The sequence below is a fragment of the Corallococcus terminator genome (assembly GCF_049194865.1).
Classification (GTDB): domain Bacteria; phylum Myxococcota; class Myxococcia; order Myxococcales; family Myxococcaceae; genus Myxococcus; species Myxococcus terminator_A.
The window spans coordinates 344,164-361,466 of sequence record NZ_JBLZWL010000071.1 but is presented as its reverse complement, the minus strand read 5'-3'; the positions used below and the strand labels follow the sequence as shown (position 1 = coordinate 361,466).

Sequence of the window (17,303 nt, the reverse complement as noted above, 5' to 3'; positions counted from 1 at the left end):
CTGCCGCTTCGACTCCGTCCAGCACGCGATGATTCGCACCGCCCTGGAGGACGTGGAGGTGGGCGGCATGAAGCTCCCCGCGGGCTCACGGCTCCTCATGCTGTACGCCGCCGGAAGCCGGGACGAGTCGCTCTGCCCGCACTCCAACAAGCTCGACGTGGACCGCGAGAAGCCGCCCCAGCACCTCACGTACGGCCGTGGCACGCACTTCTGCCTGGGCGCGCCCCTGGCTCGGCTCCAGGCTCAAATCACCACCAACGTGCTCCTGGACGCCCTGGAGGACCCGCGCATGGTGCAGGGCCAGGACCACGGCACCTGGCAGAGCATCGTCCTGCGCCAGATGCGCCACCTGAAGGTCGAGTGGACGCCGTCCACTTCCACGCCTTAGTCGCTCGCGCGGCATTCGGCGCTTCCAGCGCACCCACATCCATGTCATGAGCCGGGCCCTGGAGACCTTCATCGTCTCCAGGGCCCTTCGCATGTCTGGGGCCTGACTTCAGTGGACCCGACCCGCCCACAGGCGGTCCACTCGCACCCGGCTTCCGGCAAAAGTCGGAGTCAGTGTCGACCCCCATGGGGTTTCGGCCGACTTCACTTGGCTGTTTGAAACGGGCGTGCGTACGTTACGGAGAGAAATTTCTTGCCATACTGGTTGTTTTCGCGAGAAAGAGTCCTGGATTACCCCGCTTGCACGTAAAGACGAAGGAGCCCCCTCATGTACGCCGAAGTCGTTGACGAAGCGGATGTGCAGTTTGCGCGACGCGTCGACAGGCAGGCCCTGGCAAAAATGACCCGGGAGATGTCCCGGGTGAACAATGTGCGGGCGCTGTGCGCGCTTGGCACTCAGTGGCTCGTCATTGTCGCCGCGTTCGCCGCGGTGGTGTGGGTGGACCGGTGGTGGGCGTGGCCGATTGCCGCCCTGGTCATCGCCACGCGGCAGCACGCGATGCTCGCGCTGATGCACGAGGCCGCGCACTACCACTTCCTGTCCAACCGGAAGGTGGGCGACGTGGTGGCGGACTTCCTGTGCGCCTTCCCGCTCAACATGACGACGGCGGGCTACCGCCACCAGCACATGGAGCACCACCGGCACGTGAACACGGACAAGGACCCGTACTGGGCCTCCATGCAGCAGGACCCGTCCTGGCACTTCCCGCGCACGCCGGTGAAGGCGGCGGCGGTGTTCCTGGGCGACGCGCTGGGCCTGTACGCGCCGAGCCACCTCAAGGTGGTGCTGCCCTGGACGTACTGGGGCCGGCTGCTGGGCGGCGCGAAGCCCAAGGTGTCCGCCGCCGAGCACGTGCGCTACGTCCTCTACGTCACCGCGCTCATCACCGTGCTGGTGACGACGGGCGCGTGGCTGCACTGGCTGCTCCTGTGGGTGCTGCCGACGACGACGGTGATGATGGCCTTCTTCCGGATGCGCGCGCTGGGCGAGCACCCGCTGGACGTCGAAATCAAGGGCGACGAGACGCGTGAGACGCGCGACGTGAAGGGCACGCTGCTGGAGAACTTCTTCGTGGCGCCGCTCAACTGCAACTACCACCTGACGCACCACGCGTTCCCGTCCGTGCCCTTCTACAACCTGCCCGTCATGCACGAGCAACTGGACAAGGCGGGCCTGCTCGAGGACGGCGTGAATCGCTTCGACACGTACCTGGGCAAGCACAACAGCCTGGTGCAGTACCTCACGCGCAAGCCCGCGGGCTCCACCAGCGAAGAGACGCTGCCCACCACCACCACCACGCCGCCGCCGTCGCAGGGCGTGCGGATGCCGCTGCACTCGTAAGGAAGCGACGACGCGCGCATCGCCCTGGCGAGCGAGGCGTCGGTACCTGTCAGTCACTGTCGGGGTGGGGGCCCCGCGGAGAACGACGGACCGACGGCACGCCTCACGGGAAGCGACGCAGCGACGTCCACGGGAAGGGCTTCCAGAAGGGCGTCGTCACCGCGTCGGCATCGAGCGGGAACCAGGGCCCCACGGAGTCGTTTCCCGAGGAGAGGACATGGAAGTCCTGAGCGGGCATGAAGCCCTGCCCCAGGAGCGCCACGCGGCGGCCTCCCGCGTCGGCCGCCAGGTCCAGCACCAGCACCGTATGGCCCGGGCTTCCGCCCAGCACGAAGAAGTCCCCGGGACGCAGCGCGTCTCGCGCGGGACGACCCTTGGCGCTCTCCAGTGACAGCGTGCCCGCGTAGGTGAAGACCAGGTCCAGATATGAACGGAACGCCGCGCGTGAAGTGTCCGCCGACGCGCTCCGCGCCCACGTCACCTTGGAGCCATTGATTCGCGCCCGGTCTCCCGCCGCGTACTTCGGCCACGACGCCAGGTGTCCACTGGTGAAGCGGTAGGCGATGTGCTCGCGCTGCTGGCTGGTCCACTGCCACTCCGCATGCAGCCGGATGATGGAGTCCGCGCACTGCTGGAGGTTGGCCGAGCCGATATCCAGCTCCGCCACCGCCGCCAGCCGCGCATCGTCTCCGGGCAACACCTCCCCGCCCCGGAAGTGCAACACGGGCGTGCCTTGCGCGCGCAGCGGAAGGCCGCGCAGCCACGCGCCGAACGAGCCCGCCTCCAGTGCCACCCGCGTGTAGCCCTCCGGCGCGGGGATGGCGGCGTCCAGTGGACGGACCTGGGCGTCCTTCGACAGCCAGGCGTAGCGTGCCAGCTCCTCGCGCGTGGCGGCGCGAGGCTCCACGGGCGTCGCCTGCTCGGGAGCGCGTGAGGCCGCCGTCGCGAGCACCATGCCCCGCAGGCGCGTCTCCAGCGGGACAGCACCCGAGGCGCCCGGCCACAGCAGCGCCATCAGGCAGGCCCGGCCAAGCCAGGTGGCGCCGATGCGCGGTGGGGAGGACGGGGGGCGGGGCGGGCACTCGGGCGCAATCACGACGGGGAGACTCCAGGCAGGTGGGAGCGACGCTCCGGATGGGAGGATTGTCGCCGCCCGAAGGTTCCCTCGTGGAGTCTGTTTCAGGAAAGGCGCGCGCCCATGGTCGCCTGCCCTGCCGACGCGGCGATGACCGACGACTCGACGACACCCCGTCCCCCACGGCAGGTGCGTGATGACGGCCGAGCACTACCTTTGAACGAAGATGCGCCGCCAGGCGAGCCTCGTGCTGCTCAACATCCTGTCCCTGTCCCGCCTGCCCATGGCGGTGGCCTTCATCGTCGAGTCCGACGTGAGGGCGCGCGCGGCGCTCGTCATGTTGGCGGCCTTCACCGACTTCCTCGACGGCTGGATTGCGCGACACAAGGGCCTGGCCACGCGACTGGGCGCGCTCATCGACCCGGTGGCCGACCGCGCCTTCATGGTGACGGCCATCCTCGTCTGCTACCTGGACGGCCTCATCGCGCTGCCGGAGGTGCTGCTGCTGTTGGTGCGGGACATCGGCACCGCGGTGGGCTTCATCGTCACCCGGCTGGTGCCAAAGCTGCGGCGGGCGGAGCTCAAGGCGCGGATGCTCGGCAAGGTGGTCACCACGCTGCAACTGGTGACGCTGCTGTGCGTGCTGCTGTTTCCCGTCGCCGTGCGCCCGCTCGTCGTGCTCATCGCCGTGCTGTCGCTGGCGTCGGTGGTGGACTACACGCTCGCGGTGCTGCGGTCCCGAAAGGGGCCACGGGGTGTCGAGCCTGGCTCGCGGCGCACCGACGAGCACGGGCCGCGAGGCACACCTGTCCCCACGGCCCGCAAGTAATCAGAAGAACTTCAGCCCGGCGGCGGCGCGGAGTCCTGCGACTCCGAGGGCCCCAGGGCCCTGTCTCGCTCAGGGGATGCGGCGGCGCGCTCGCCCTCACTCATCTCCGACCAGACATCATCCAGGTCGTCCAGCAAGGCATCCTCTTCGGGTGAGCCACCTTCTGGATGCCGCGCACGCACATTCTCGAACTTGCGCAGCAACGCGCGGTATCGGTCAAAGGCCGTCATGACGGGAACCTCCCTTCGAGCGACGACGAACCTGAATGGGAGCGACTGACGCGCCGCTCCCACGCCTCACTTGTTCGGGTCCTCCTTCCGGAGCACCGAGATTTCCACCGTCTCGTGTTCACCCACCATGTCCACGACCGCGTTGACGCGATCTCCCGGGTCCAAATCCCGCACACCAATGCTCTTGCCGTCCCGCAGCACCCGGGTGCGTGGGCTCACCTCCAGCGTCAACGGCTCCCCGCTGTCCTGCGCGAGGACGATGTCGGGAGGCGCCACCGAGCGCACCGTCCCCGTGAAGGTGGCCAGCACCACCGCCGTCCCCGTCGGCGCGGGCACGTTGGTGCCAGCGGGCGGCACGGCGTTCTCCACCTGCCGTGGCGCCGTTCCCGCCGCGCCCGGGCCTCCCGTGCCGCGCGCCTGGGCATCGGCCTCCGAGCCGTTCGGCTCCTGAGCCTGGGTGCCCGTCCCCGCGCCGCCCGTGCCCCGCTGGGCCTGTTCGTTCACCTGCGCACGCAGCTTCGCGACCTCTTGCTTGAGCTGGCGCACCTCCGCACGCAGCCCCGACACGCTGTTCCACAGCTCGGACACCTCGGCAGGTGTCGCCGTCTGGGCGGGCACCTTCGCCGCTTTCGGCGCCTCCTGCTCCGACTGGGCCTTCGCCGTACAGCCCTGCGCGCACAGCATCAGCGACAGGCTCGCGACCACGACCGCCATCCAGGCAACCTTCCCTCGCATGCGTCACGGCCTCCCTTCGTCTCCACAAAGGTGGGGCCTGCCCGCTCATGGACAACCGGCACGGCGGCAGGCAAGCGCCCTGGGAGCAGGCCAGCAGGGCAGCGCTGGACGGCTCGCCTTCTGGGGCCTTCCGAAAATCACGCTGAAACTTTCGGCGCCCTGGCCGCACTCCGAGCAGTCATCTTTCCAGGAGTCGTGTCGTGAGCAAGCCATCCGTCTGGGTGAGCCTCGTGGTGGGGCTCGTGTTGGGGTTCGTGGGAGGCCGCACCACGTCCGCGCCCGCCCCCACCGCCGCCATCGCCAAGGGCGCGCCCGCCCCCACCGCCGCGGCCCAGCCCCCCGCGCGCCAGCGCCCGCCCATCTCTCCCGTCGTCTACAAGGTGCCGGTGGATGGCTCCCTCATCCACGGTGAGGAGACAGCGCTCGTCACGCTGGTGGAGTTCTCCGACTACGAGTGCCCCTTCTGCGCTCGCGGCCACGCCACGGTGAAGCAGCTCCAGCAGCAGTATGGCGACAAGCTGCGCGTGGTGATGAAGCACCACCCGCTGGACGACATGCACCCGCGCGCCAGGCCCGCCGCGCTCGCGGCCCTGGCGGCCGGAGAGCAAGGCAAGTTCTGGGAGTACCACGACGTCCTCTTCGCCAACCCGAGGGCCCAGTCCGACGCGGACCTGGAGCGCTACGCGAAGGAGCTGGGACTGGACATCGCGCGCTGGAAGAAGGACCTCACGGCCCCGAAGCTGGCGGACCGCATCCGCAAGGATGACGCGCTGGCGAGGCAGCTCGGCGCCAACGGGACGCCGGGCTTCTTCGTCAACGGCCGCTTCATCAACGGCGCCCAGCCGCTGGAGGTCTTCACCAAGGTGGTGGACGAGGAGCTGAACAAGGCGGAGTCGCTGGTGAAGGGCGGCGTGCCGAAGGCGGAGGTCTACGCGCGCACCATCGAGCGCGGCGTGGACAGTCCGCCCGCGCCTCCCGCTCCGGCGGAGCTGCCCCGGCAGCAGGTGGAGGTGGGCACGGCCCCCTCGCGCGGCGCGGCCAACGCGCCCGTCACCATCATCGCGTGGTCCGACTTCGAGTGCCCCTTCTGCTCTCGCGCGGTGCCCACGCTGAAGACGCTGGAGAAGGAGTACGAGGGCAAGCTGCGCGTGGCCTTCAAGCACCAGCCGCTGCCCAACCATCCCCACGCGAAGCTGGCCGCCGCCGCGTCACTCGCGGCGCACGAGCAGGGGAAGTTCTGGGAGTTTCATGACCTGCTCTTCGCCAACCAGCGGCAGCTCGACCGGGAGGCGATGGAGGGCTACGCGAAGCAGGTCGGCCTGGATGTGACGCGCTTCAAGCAGGCGCTCGACTCCGGGAAGTTCGACGCGCGCATCGACGAGGACTCGAAGGAGGGCACGCGCGTGGGCGCGGGGGGAACTCCCACGTTCTTCGTCAACGGGCGCCCCGTCGTCGGCGCGATGCCCGTGGACCACTTCCGTCGCATCATCGACGAGGAGCTGAAGAAGGCGGGCGTGGCCCAGCGCTGAGCCACGCGTCCAAAGCGCCTCGCGTCACCGGGCGGCTTCGGCCACCGGGGCGCGGGGCTTGGGGACGAGGAAGAGCAGCCGCCCCTTCTGCTTCATCATGCCGGCGGCCAGCTCCGCCTCGGGGCCTCGGCCCCAGAAGACATCCACGCGCCCCGCGCCCTTGATGGCCCCACCCGTGTCCTGGTTGAACACGAAGCGCGACAGCGGCCTCCACTGCACGGAGCCATCCGCCATCTTCACCGGGTGGTCCGTGTGGATGAAGGCCAGGCCACCCTTGGGGAACAGGCGCGCGTCCGTGGCGATGGAGCGCCCCGCCGTCACCTCGCGCCCCAGCGAGCCCACCGCCGCGCCGGGCAGGAAGCGGAAGAAGACATACGACTCGTTGTAGTCCAGCACCCTGTCCCGCTCGGTGGGGTTCGCCGCCAGCCACGCGCGCAGCGCCTGCATGGACATCTGCTCGCGGGGGATGACGCCCTCCTGGATGAGCAGCGCGCCGATGCTCCGGTAGGGCCGGCCGTTCGACGCGGCGTAGCCCACGCGACGCTCGCCGCCGTCATTCAGCCGCAGCGTGCCGCTCCCCTGCACCTCCATGAAGAAGAGCGACACCGGGTCCTTCACCCACGCCAGCTCCAGCTTGCGCGGGCTCAGCTTGCCTCCGCGAATCTCCGCGCGGTTCCAGTAGGGAACAAGCTTCTTGCCCTCCAGTCGACCGAAGACGCGCTCCGAGGCGAAGCGCTCCGCGAAGGGCTCCAGCGGAACCTCGATGAGGTCCTCCGGCGCGGACAGCACGGGGACGCGGTACTCGTCGGTCCGCGTCAGGCTCCCTTCGAGCACGGGCTCGTAGTAGCCCGTGAAGAGCACCGTGCCGTCCTCGCCTCCGGCGGACTCCATCAACTCGAAGTCCTCCATCACCGCCTTCGACACGTCCAGGGACGACATGCCGTCGGTGAGGCGCGCGCGCAGCCGCTCCAGGGCGGACACCAGCGCCCCGGCCGTCACCTCGCGCGGGCCGTAGACGAAGCGGTGGTCCACCGGCCGCGTGCGCAGCCAGATGAGGCTCTGGTCCAACGCGACTCGCAGCGACGCGGACTCGCCGTCGTCCACGAGCTGCACCGTGTTGGAGAGCTCCACCAGCGCTTCCTGGGGACGGGTGACCGCGGGACGCGGCACTCGCGCGCAGGAGGCGCAGACGAGGAGGAGCAACGTGAGGCAGACGCGTCGAGCGGACCAGGAAGGCATGGCCCCTGGTACCTACTCCAGCCCTGGCCCTCGTGACAGCTTCAGCGCGGCGGCGCCGCCACCGGGGCCCGCGGCACATCCACCACCACCTGGCCGTCCTTCATCACGAAGCGCACCTGACGCAGGGCCTTGAGGTCCTTCAGCGGATCGCCCTTCACCGCGACCAGGTCCGCGAGCTTGCCCGCCTCCAGCGTGCCCACCCGGTCCTGCATGCGCAGCAGCTCCGCCGCGTTCGCGGTCATCGCGCGCAGCACGTCCACGGGAGGGACTCCTGCTTCACCATAGGCACTGAGCGCGCGCACCGTGGCCTCGCCACGCGTCAGCCCCGGCACCGCGAGATACATGTCCGAGCCCGCCGCCAGTCTCACGCCCGCCGCCACCGCTCGACGGGTCCGCTCATATCCCTTCGCCACGAGCTTCCGGCAGCGCTCCGCCATGGCGCGCCGAGCCTCCGCGTCACCCGCGTCCGGGGGAAACTCGTCACAGCTCTCCAGCGGTCCCTCGGTGGGCACCAGGAAGGTGCGCTTGCGCACCATCTGCGTCAGCACGTCATCCGGCAGCGAATACCCATGCTCGATGGAGTCCACGCCGGCCTCCACCGCCGCGCGGATGCTCTCGTCCTTCGTCGTGTGCGCGGCCACCGGTCGCTTCACGCGGTGCGCCTCCTCGACGATGACCTTCAGCTCCTCCACGGAGAGGAGGTTGTGGCCGTTGTCGACGATGACCTTGATGCAGTCCGCGCCGTCATACACGGCCTGACGCACGGCACGCCGCGCCTCGTCCGCGCCCGTCACCGTCACGTACTCCTGGTCGATGAGCCCCTGGACCGGCTGTTGAATCACCCCGAACTGACCTCCGTGCGCCGCGAGCGCGCGGGTGCACGCGGAGATGCGCGGCCCCTCCACCCAGCCTTTCTGGATGGCATTGCGCAGCGCCACATCCCCATTCACTCCGGAGTTGCCCACGTCCCGCACCGTGGTGATGCCCGCCTCCAGCAGCTCGCGCCCCAGCTTCGCGCCCAGCAAGGCGCGCTCGGCCGTGCTCAGCCGCGCCACCTGCAACTCCAGGCTCGACCCCTCCCCGCCGTTCCCCAGCTCGACGTTCAGGAGCAGGTGCGAATGGGCGTCGATGAGTCCCGGCAGCAGGGTGACGTCTCCCAGGTCCAACACCCGCGCACCCTCGGGAATGGCCAGGTTGGAGCCCACCGCCTGGATGCGATTGCCCTCCAGCAGCACCACGGCGTTCGACAGGGGCTTGGCGTTCTTGCCATCGAACAGCCTCGCGGCGCGCACGGCGACCTTCGCCGGCCCGGGCGCCTGTGCCCTCGCGGGAGCGGCCAGCCCCCAGGACAGCAGGGCACTCACGACCAGGCACAACGAACGCCAGGAACCGAGGGGCATCGCGCTTCGCTCCGGAGTGACAGGGGAGCCACACGCTCGCCTTCCCGGACTGTAAAGGCAAGCACCGGCCCTTCACACCCTGGTACCGAGGGGCGGGTCCGCGTTCGTCTGGCTCTCGGCGACTCCACGGCCACCGCCGAGGCGCGGCTACTTCTCCCAGCCGCGCGAGGTGTCTGCTTTTGAGGAGACACCCCGCGCGCCGCGCCTCACGCGTAGGGGTTGTAGAACTTCGCGAAGGTGGCGCGGGCGAAGTCGCCGAACGTCATGCCCGGCTGGAAGGCGCCCACGCGCAGCTCCGCCGGGTCCGTGCCCTCGGGCGGACGCAGGCGCTCCTCGTTGTCGGGCTGCATGAAGACGGCGAACGTCGAGCGGGAGATGTTGCGACTCGCCGGGTGCGCCAGCGCCTGCACCGCGTGCGGCGTCGAGCGCAGCAGCCCGCCCGTGACGATTTGCGCGCTCTCACCAATCTGGAACGCGAGGCAGTCCTTGGGGATGACCACCTTGCGCTCCTCGCCGCCGCGCGTGCGCACGTAGAGCCCCGCCTCCGGGTCTGGCACCGCGAGGTCCTGCCGCGTCGGCTCCGAGGCTCCGGGCTCCGCGTCGAAGTACATGGCCGGGCACAGCCCCGTCAGCGAGCCGTGGTCGCTGTGCCAGCCGCACCAGGAGTCGCGCGTGCGCGGCGTCGCGTCCTCGTTGATGGCGAAGTAGTAGAGCAGCCGCGCCTTGCACGCGCGCGACTCGCGGATGGTCCGCTCCAGCTGCGCATCCGGTGAGAGCCTGTCGCCCAGCCGCGCCGTCACGTACCGGTCGCACTGCGCCGCCACGAGCAGACCCACGTCCACCATCTTCCGCCCCAGGGCCTGGAAGGCCGGGCGCAGCGTGGGGAAGTCCGGGTCTGGCCACACGTTGGGGAGGTAGTTCTCCGGGTACTTCTCCACCAGCGCCGCGTCCACCTGGGGCGAGTCGTACTGGGGATTGTTGTAGTAGGAGCCCTTGAACTCGTCGAACTGGCCGGGCTTGAGCACTTCCTTGCCGTGGCTCCAGCCGAAGGAATAGCTGCTGCGCTCGTGGACGTAGCGGTCCTTCACTTCGTTGGGCAGCGCGGCGAACCGGAAGCCCAGCGGCAACAAGCCCTGGCGCAGCTCCACCAGCCCGGGGATGCCCCGGACGATGAGCAGGCCAATGCCGTCATACCCATACGCGCGCTCGATGTCGGCGGACAGGTCGACGCCGTCCACCAGCTTCGCGTAATCGAGCACCACCACTCCGTCCTTCGCTCCTGCCACATCGCTGCTCATCCCGAACGCCTCGTCTCTGCTCCCTCAAGCCGCGTGGGAGGGGAGGCGGCGCGCGCCGTGCCCCTCCAGGGCCATGCGGAGGCCCCCAGCATAGCCGACGCCGGGGCCCGCCGCGCGCCCGGCGGGGTGAGTCAGTTCGACTGGGCCGAGCCCAGGCGCTTGAGCAGCGAGCCCAGCGTGGCGAAGTCGATGGGCTTCACCAGGTGCGCGTCGAAGCCCGCCTCCTTCGAGCGCTGCCGGTCCGACTCCTGGCCATACCCCGTCACCGCCACGAGCTGGAGCCCTCCATCCGGCCGCTGGGTGCGCAGGTGGCGCGCCAGCTCATAGCCGTCCATCACCGGCAGGCCGATGTCCAGCAGCGCCAGCTCCGGGCGGAAGGACGGCGCCACCTGGAGCGCGCTCGGGCCGTCGTAGGTGACGCGCGTCTCGCAGCCCAACATTTCCAGCGCCTCGGCCAGGACGTCGGCCGCGTCGCGGTTGTCGTCGACAATCAACACCCGGTGCGGCACCGGCGCGGACTCCTGAACCTTCTCCACGCTCTCGGGGACCGCGCTCGCGACGGAGAGCTGGGTCTCCACCGCGGGCAGGCGCACGGTGAAGGTGCTGCCCTGGCCCCGGCCGTCGCTGTGGGCCTGGATGGTGCCGCCGTGCTGGGTCGCCAGGCTCCGGGCAATCGCGAGCCCCAGCCCCAGTCCGCCCTGCGAGCGGTCCAGCTCCTGCCGCTCCTGGAAGAACAGGTCGAAGATGCGCGGCAGCATCTCCTGGGTGATGCCGCTGCCGTTGTCGCTCACCGAGGCGACGATTTCGTCACCCTCGCGCGCGCCGGAGATGGTGATGCTCCCCCCGGGCTCCGTGTACTTCGCGGCGTTCGTGAGCAGGTTGGAGAACACCTGCCCCAGGCGCGTCGCGTCCGCGTCCAGCAACAGGCCATGTCTGGGCAGCTCCACCACCAGGTGGTGTCCGCGCTGCTCCAGGAGCGGGCTGGCCTGCTCGATGGCCTTCGCCACCACCTCCGCCAGCTCCACGCGCTCGCGGCGCAAGACGACCTTGCCGCGCGTCACGCGGGACACGTCGAGCAGGTCGTCCACCAGTCGCACCAGGTGATGCACCTGTCGCTCGATGACGGTGCGCTCGCGCTCCGCGCCGTCGCCACCGCGCAGCCTCATCAACTGGAGCGCGGTGAGGATGGGCGCGAGCGGATTGCGCAGCTCGTGGCCGAGCATCGCCAGGAACTCGTCCTTCGCGCGACTGGCCGACTCCGCCTCGCGGCGCGCGTTGGACAGGTCCGTCACATCGAAGGCCACGGCGACGATGGAGTCCACCCGGCCCTCGTCATCCAGCATCGGCTGGTAGACGAAGTCGAAGAAGGTCTCGCGCGGAGGGCCTCCCTCACCGGAGACAATCATCAACCGCACCGAGCGGCCGATGTACGGCTCGCCCGTGGTGAAGACATTGTCCAGGAGCTCGAAGATGCCCTGGCCCATCAACTCCGGCAGCGCCCGCGCGATGGGCTGGCCGACGACGGGGCGGTTGGCGACGAGCCGCAGGTAGTTCGCGTTGGCGAACTCGAAGACGTGCTCGGGCCCGCGCAAGATGCAGATGCCCACCGGGGCGTACGTGAAGACGCGCGTCAGGAGCCGACCATGGGCCTCCTGGATGGACTGCAATCGTGCCTTGGTGAGCTGCGTCTCCACCCGCGCCACCAGCTCCCGCGCGGAGAAGGGCTTCACCAGGTAGTCGTCGACACCTGCGCGCAGACCCTCGATGCGCGCCTCCTCGCCGGCTCGCGCGGAGAGGACGGTGACGGGGACCCGGCGCGTGCGCTCGTCGGCGCGCAGCTCGCGCAGCAGACCAAAGCCATCCAGCCCCGGCATCATCACATCCGTCAGCACCAGGTCGGGAGGCCGGGCTCGCGCGGACTCCAGGGCCGCGAGGCCGTCCGCCACCGCCTCCACCTCCCAGGTCCGCGACAGCAGCGACGTCAGGTACGCGCGCATGTCGGCGTTGTCGTCCGCCAGGAGGATGCGCGCGCCCTTGGCGACGTTCTCCACCTGGGGCACCTCGGCGCCCAGCTCCAGCGACTCCACCTCCAGCCCGCCCGGCAGCCACCGCAGCGCCTCGTTCACGTAGGGCGCGGCGCCCATCGCCGTGACAGCCGCCGAGTCGCGAGCCCCCACGTGCTCCTTCGGCAGATGGTCCGCGCCGGAGGGGACGCGCAGGGTGAACGTGGTGCCTCTTCCTTCCGTGCTCGTCGCGCCGAGCGTGCCGCCATGGAGGCGGACCAGCTCGTGCACGAGGGCCAGACCGATGCCAGAGCCCTCGTGCGTCCGGGCACGCGCTCCCTGGACGCGATGGAAGCGCTCGAAGACGCGGGGCAGCTCCTTCTCGGGGATGCCGATGCCCGTGTCGGAGACCTGGAGCTCCACCTGTCCCCCCACCCACCGCTGGGAGATGCGGATGGTCCCCTCGAAGGTGAACTTCAGCGCGTTGGAGAGGAGGTTGAGGACAATCTTCTCCCACATGTCCTGGTCGACGTAGATGGCCTCGGGCAGCGGCGCGCAGTCGACCTCGAAGCGCAGGCCCGCGCGCTCCATCGCGGAGCGGAAGGCGCTCGCCAGGCCCGCGGTGAGGGCGGACAGGTCCACCGGCTCGTAGCGGGCCTGGATGCGCCCCGCCTCCAGGCGGGAGAAGTCGAGCAGCGAGTTGACCAGCTTCAAGAGCCGCAGCGAGTTGCGATGCACGGTCTCCAGCGGCTCGCCGGAGAGGGCGCGCGCGGGCGAGGCCAGCGCGTCCTCGGTGGGGCCGAGCATCAGCGTCAGGGGTGTGCGGAACTCGTGGCTGACGTTGTTGAAGAAGGCCGTCTTCGAGCGGTCGATGGCCGCGAGGGCCTCGGCGCGCTGGCGCTCCTCGTCGTAGGCGCGGGCATTGGCGATGGCCGTCACCACCGGGTCCGCGGTGAGGCGGAAGAGGCCCAGGTAGCGGTCATCCAGCATGCGGCGCGGGCTGACGCCGGCCACGAGAAACCCATACGGGTGGGCCTGTCCCGAGCGCGCCAGCGGCAGCACCACCGCGCGAGTCGGCGCCGTGCCCCAGCGGCCCCCGGGCAGGTCTCCGAAGCGCGAGGCCAGGTCCTCGACGAGGACCTCCTTGCCGATGCGCGCCGCTTCGGTGAAGGGCCAGGCGTCGGGCGCATCCGGGGACTGGGGGTAGGGGGCGCGCTCGGGCTTCGCGGGGCCCGAGTAGCCAGCCATGCCGCTGGAGCCGACGCAACGGACCTCGGTGGCGTCGTTGGAGAGCAGGTAGAGCAGCGTGAAGGGCAGGTCCTCGTCGTAGCCGGAGAAGATGCTGGCGGCCGTCTGGCAGGCCTCCTCGGCGGTCTTCGCGGCGGCGGAGCTGGTGGCCAGCTCTCCCAGCATCTTGAGCTGGCGGTGGTCCTGCACCTGGGTGGTGGTCTCCTGCACCGTCACCAGGACGCCGCCGACCTTGTCCGCCTCGTCGTACACGGGGCTATAGGAGAAGGTGTGGAAGGTCTCCTCGACGAAGCCTCGGCTGTTGATGAACAGCGGAAGGTGCTCGCTCCACGTCGCGGGTCCGCCGTTCAGCACGCCTTGGGACATGGGGCCGATGACGTCCCAGATTTCGGCCCAGACGACCGAGGCGGGAGCGCCGAGCGAGCCCGGGTGTTTCAGGCCGAGCACGGGCCGATAGCCGTCGTTGTAGATCTGAAGCATCTGGGGTCCCCACCACAGGAGCATGGGGAAGCGGTTGCCCAGGACGACGCCCACCATGGTCTTCAGGCTGGTGGGCCAGCCGGACAGAGGACCGAGCGGCGTCGAGGACCAGTCCTTGGAACGGACCAGCTCCGCCATCTCGCCGTCTACGCCGAGGTGGCCCTCCTGGAAACCCCTGTTTCGCGGTGTGAGAAGGTCCGACGCGGACATCAGTGCTCGTTGGAAGAATGGAAGTGACCTGGGCTTCTAGTGTCGCGTCCACAAGCACGCAATCACCTCGGCAGGGCCTCTCCGCTCCCGAACATTTTACCGGCAGTCCGGCCCGCCCCAGGGCAGGCGGGCTGGACCTAAAGAGCATGTGCCTGGTGACCTCGGCTTGAACTATCCGGAATTTCCGGAGGGTTGCCGCGAGGTCGAGCGCACCTTCTTCAAAGACACTCAGAAGGTGCGCGGCGCCTGTCGCAAGTCCTTGCCGGAGAATTCGACGCACGACCCATGCTGCCGAACCGGAAGCATGGGCCGTACCAACCCCGCACTCAGATGAAGTAGTCGGGGAACAGCTCCGCGCCGGGCACGGACTGATACTTGTCGAAGTTCGTCACGCCGTCGGCGCGCAGGACGTCCTCGTCGATGCAGAAGTTGCCGGTGAAGCTCTTGCTCGGCTTGGTGAGGATGGCATACGCCGCGTCGGCCATGATCTCCGGGCTGCGGCTGCCGCGAATCGTCTCCTCACCGCCCAGCAGGTTCTGCACCGCCGCCGTCGCGATGACCGTGCGCGGCCACAGCGCGTTCACCGCGATTCCATCCGAGCGCAGCTCGTCCGCCATCCCCAGCACGCACATGCTCATGCCGTACTTCGCCATCGTGTACGCGACGTGCGGCGAGAACCAGCGCGCCTCCATGTTCAGCGGCGGCGAGTTGTTGAGGATGTGCGGATTGCTTGAGCGCTTGAGATGCGGAATGCACGCCTGCGAGCAGGCGAACGTCCCTCGCGTGTTGATGCCGTGCATCAGGTCATAGCGCTTCATCGGCGTGTCTTCCGTGCCGGTGAGGCTGATGGCGCTCGCGTTGTTGATGAGGATGTCGATGCCGCCAAACTTCGCCACCGTCGCCTCCACCGCCGCGGCAATCTGCTTCTCGTCGCGGATGTCCACCGCGAAGGGGAGCGCCCGTCCGCCCGCCTTCTCGATTTCCTCCGCCGCCGTGTAGATGGTGCCCGGCAGCTTGGGGTGCGGCTCCGTCGTCTTCGCGGCGACGACGATGTTGGCGCCGTCGCGCGCCGCTCGGAGGGCAATCGCCTTGCCGATTCCTCGGCTGGCCCCGGTGATGAAAAGCGTCTTCCCCTTGAGTGTCGTCATGCGGCCGGTCTCCCTGGGTGGCACGTAAGGTCTGCTTAAGAACTCCCTGGGTATAGCGATTCTCGGCCCCAAGAACACGGGCGACATGGACCGGACCCTCCCAACTCGCACCGGCCCAGGAGAGGACTCGCGATGAGCGACCACGATAGGAAGGACACCCTCACCTCGGTGATGTCCCGCCGGAGGGTGCTGCGCGGCATGGGCCTGACGCTGGCGGCGATACCGCTGGTGCAGGTGCTCGCCTGCGGCTCGGATGACTTGGGCACCCCGCATACCGGAGACGACTCCGACTCGGGAACCACCCCCGACTCCGGCACCGCCGCCACCGCCTGGGCCACCGGCGGCACGGCGGTGATGGCGGGCAACTACGCCAACCCCTTCACCAGCGACATCGGCACCACCTGCGCCCTCACCTGCGCCGCCACCCTGGGCCCCTGCTACGCGGAGACCCTGGTCCGCAAGGACATCAGCGAGGGCCATGACGGCCTGCCCGTGCGGCTCGCCTTCCGCGTGCTGAACGAGGCGTGCGAGCCCATCCAGGGCGCCTCCGTCGACATCTGGCACGCCGCGCCCGAGGGCCTCTACTCAGGTGAGGACGCGAGCACCTTCTGCACCGGGGATGACCCGTCGGCCACGTCGGCCCGGTGGTTCCGGGGGGTGCAGCAAACGGACGCCGACGGCCGCGCGGACTTCGATACCTGCTTCCCTGGCTGGTACAGCAGCCGCACCGTCCACATCCACTTCACCATTCGCGTGGGCGACGCGGAGTACGTGACGTCACAGCTCTTCTTCGACGACACGCTCAACGACGACGTCATCAACCACCAGCCGCTCTACAACACGCGCGGACCGCGAGACACGACGAACGCCAACGACAACGTCGTCTCCGCCGAGTCCGTGGGCAACTACCTCTTCCAGACCTCACGTCAGGAGGACGGCGCCATGCTCGCGTGGAAGACGCTCATCATCCGCTCCTCGCTCGACACCGCGCAGTGCCAGATTCCGGGCGGCGGCGGAGGCGGTGGTGGCCCGGGCGGTCCTCCCCCGGGCGGCGATGGCGGCCCGGGCGGCCCGGGTGGCCCTCCGCCGGGTTGGGACGGCGGCATGCCCCCCATGCCGTAAGCCCGCCTCTCCGAGCGCGCGAGGTCAACGAAGCTTCGCGCGCTCCAGCTCCTCCACCAGCAGCTCCGACACCTTGCGCACGCGGGGGATATCCAGCGCCGACTTCGCGCAGATGAGGTGGAGCTGGCTCTTCTTGTACGGCCCCAGGTCGATGTCGAGCGGCACCAGATTTCGCTCCCGCTGCTGACTGAAGCGGTGCGGGGTGTTCGCCAGCGCAATCGCCCCCACGCCCGCCTCCGCCGCCGCCAGCAGCACCAGGAAGTTGTCGGCGGTGAAGACGGGGGCGAAGTTCGGGATGAGCGACTCGAGCTGGGGATTGGGCGGCATCGCCTCGAACGGCGGAGCCCACGCCACCCAGGGCAGCTCCTGGAGCGTCGGCCGCTTCGGCAACGCCGCCTTGAGCGCCTTGGAGACGAAGACACCGGTCTCCACCTCCAGCGTGTACACCCGGGTGAGGTCCGCGTGACGCGTGGACTTCGTGCGCAGCGCGAGGTCCGCCTCTCCGCGCCCCAGGTCCGCGTAGTTCACCGACGACTGCACCTCCAGCCGCAGCCCCGGGTGCTTGCGCGCCACATGGCCCGCGAAGGGCGCCAGGAAGTCGAAGCTGACGAAGGGGCTCGCCGTCACGCGCACCAGCCCTTGGGGAGACGAGTCCGCCGACTCGGCGGCGCGCTGGAGCTCTCCGGCCCACTCCGCCATCTTCCGGGTGGGAGGGAGCAGCCGCTCGCCCGCGGACGTCAGCGTCGCGCCGTCCACGCTCCGCCGGAACAGCTTCGCCCCCACCTCGTACTCCAGCGCCGCCAGCCTGCGACTCACCGTCGGCTGGCCGATGCGCAGCCGCTTCGCCGCCGCGCTGAAGCTGCCCGTCTCCGCGATGGCCAGGAACAGGCGCGCGTCATCCCAGGGAATATCCATATTCGGATGGCTTCATACCAAAATGGCCATTTTCCATGCACCAGCGCATCGGT

14 protein-coding genes are annotated in these 17,303 nt (G+C 69.5%); 5 read left to right on the top strand and 9 right to left on the bottom strand.

Translation table 11 applies throughout. The annotated features are described in order from the left end of the window. Together ACN469_RS23375 and ACN469_RS23370 are read left to right on the top strand one after the other, a co-directional pair. On the top strand, positions 1-388 hold a 388-nt coding region (locus tag ACN469_RS23375), incomplete at its 5' end, for a cytochrome P450 (RefSeq protein WP_498770949.1). 411 nt (positions 389-799) lie between these two features. Next, complete coding sequence (locus tag ACN469_RS23370; protein ID WP_498770948.1) at positions 800-1,789, top strand: fatty acid desaturase family protein; 990 nt, start codon at positions 800-802, stop codon at positions 1,787-1,789. A gap of 103 nt (positions 1,790-1,892) precedes the next feature. Here the strand turns inward: ACN469_RS23370 and ACN469_RS23365 are convergent, their stop codons facing one another. After that, positions 1,893-2,744 carry a DUF4846 domain-containing protein gene (locus tag ACN469_RS23365; protein ID WP_498770959.1) on the bottom strand — a complete coding sequence of 284 codons (852 nt, stop codon included), beginning with the start codon at positions 2,742-2,744 and terminating at the stop codon, positions 1,893-1,895. A 346-nt stretch (positions 2,745-3,090) separates the two neighbouring features. On the opposite strand from ACN469_RS23365, the gene ACN469_RS23360 reads away from it, so the two are divergent. Then, on the top strand, positions 3,091-3,693 hold the full coding sequence (locus tag ACN469_RS23360; RefSeq protein ID WP_498770947.1) for a CDP-alcohol phosphatidyltransferase family protein: 603 nt from the start codon (positions 3,091-3,093) through the stop codon (positions 3,691-3,693). Positions 3,694-3,704: 11 nt separating this feature from the next. Here ACN469_RS23360 and ACN469_RS23355 read toward each other — a convergent pair whose 3' ends face one another. Together ACN469_RS23355 and ACN469_RS23350 are read right to left on the bottom strand one after the other, a co-directional pair. Then, positions 3,705-3,923, bottom strand: coding sequence for a hypothetical protein (locus ACN469_RS23355; RefSeq protein ID WP_498770946.1), 219 nt, complete (start codon positions 3,921-3,923; stop codon positions 3,705-3,707). Between the two features lie 66 nt (positions 3,924-3,989). After that, the gene (locus ACN469_RS23350) at positions 3,990-4,637 is read right to left on the bottom strand and encodes a hypothetical protein (RefSeq protein ID WP_498770945.1); all 648 of its coding nucleotides are present in this window, start codon (positions 4,635-4,637) and stop codon (positions 3,990-3,992) included. 221 nt (positions 4,638-4,858) lie between these two features. Here ACN469_RS23350 and ACN469_RS23345 point away from each other — a divergent pair, with 221 nt between their 5' ends. Continuing rightward, positions 4,859-6,187 carry a DsbA family protein gene (locus ACN469_RS23345; protein ID WP_498770944.1) on the top strand — a complete coding sequence of 443 codons (1,329 nt, stop codon included), beginning with the start codon at positions 4,859-4,861 and terminating at the stop codon, positions 6,185-6,187. 24 nt (positions 6,188-6,211) lie between these two features. Here the strand turns inward: ACN469_RS23345 and mltA are convergent, their stop codons facing one another. The 5 genes from mltA to ACN469_RS23320 form a co-directional block, all read right to left on the bottom strand. Continuing rightward, the gene (gene mltA, locus ACN469_RS23340) at positions 6,212-7,426 is read right to left on the bottom strand and encodes a murein transglycosylase A (RefSeq protein ID WP_498770943.1); all 1,215 of its coding nucleotides are present in this window, start codon (positions 7,424-7,426) and stop codon (positions 6,212-6,214) included. 41 nt (positions 7,427-7,467) lie between these two features. Next, positions 7,468-8,826 carry an amidohydrolase family protein gene (locus ACN469_RS23335; RefSeq protein ID WP_498770942.1) on the bottom strand — a complete coding sequence of 453 codons (1,359 nt, stop codon included), beginning with the start codon at positions 8,824-8,826 and terminating at the stop codon, positions 7,468-7,470. 206 nt (positions 8,827-9,032) lie between these two features. Continuing rightward, positions 9,033-10,124 (bottom strand): isopenicillin N synthase family oxygenase, encoded by a 1,092-nt coding sequence (locus ACN469_RS23330; protein WP_498770941.1) that lies wholly within the window; start codon positions 10,122-10,124, stop codon positions 9,033-9,035. A 131-nt stretch (positions 10,125-10,255) separates the two neighbouring features. Then, the gene (locus ACN469_RS23325) at positions 10,256-13,993 is read right to left on the bottom strand and encodes an ATP-binding protein (protein ID WP_498770940.1); all 3,738 of its coding nucleotides are present in this window, start codon (positions 13,991-13,993) and stop codon (positions 10,256-10,258) included. A gap of 398 nt (positions 13,994-14,391) precedes the next feature. Then, on the bottom strand, positions 14,392-15,213 hold the full coding sequence (locus ACN469_RS23320) for an SDR family oxidoreductase (protein ID WP_498770939.1): 822 nt from the start codon (positions 15,211-15,213) through the stop codon (positions 14,392-14,394). Positions 15,214-15,345: 132 nt separating this feature from the next. Between ACN469_RS23320 and ACN469_RS23315 the strand changes: the two genes are divergently transcribed. Next, positions 15,346-16,335: a dioxygenase family protein gene (locus tag ACN469_RS23315; RefSeq protein WP_498770938.1), complete on the top strand. Its 990-nt coding sequence runs from the start codon at positions 15,346-15,348 to the stop codon at positions 16,333-16,335. A 24-nt stretch (positions 16,336-16,359) separates the two neighbouring features. On the opposite strand, the gene ACN469_RS23310 is transcribed toward ACN469_RS23315, so the two are convergent. Then, on the bottom strand, positions 16,360-17,250 hold the full coding sequence (locus tag ACN469_RS23310; RefSeq protein ID WP_498770937.1) for a LysR family transcriptional regulator: 891 nt from the start codon (positions 17,248-17,250) through the stop codon (positions 16,360-16,362). Positions 17,251-17,303 lie beyond the last annotated feature (53 nt).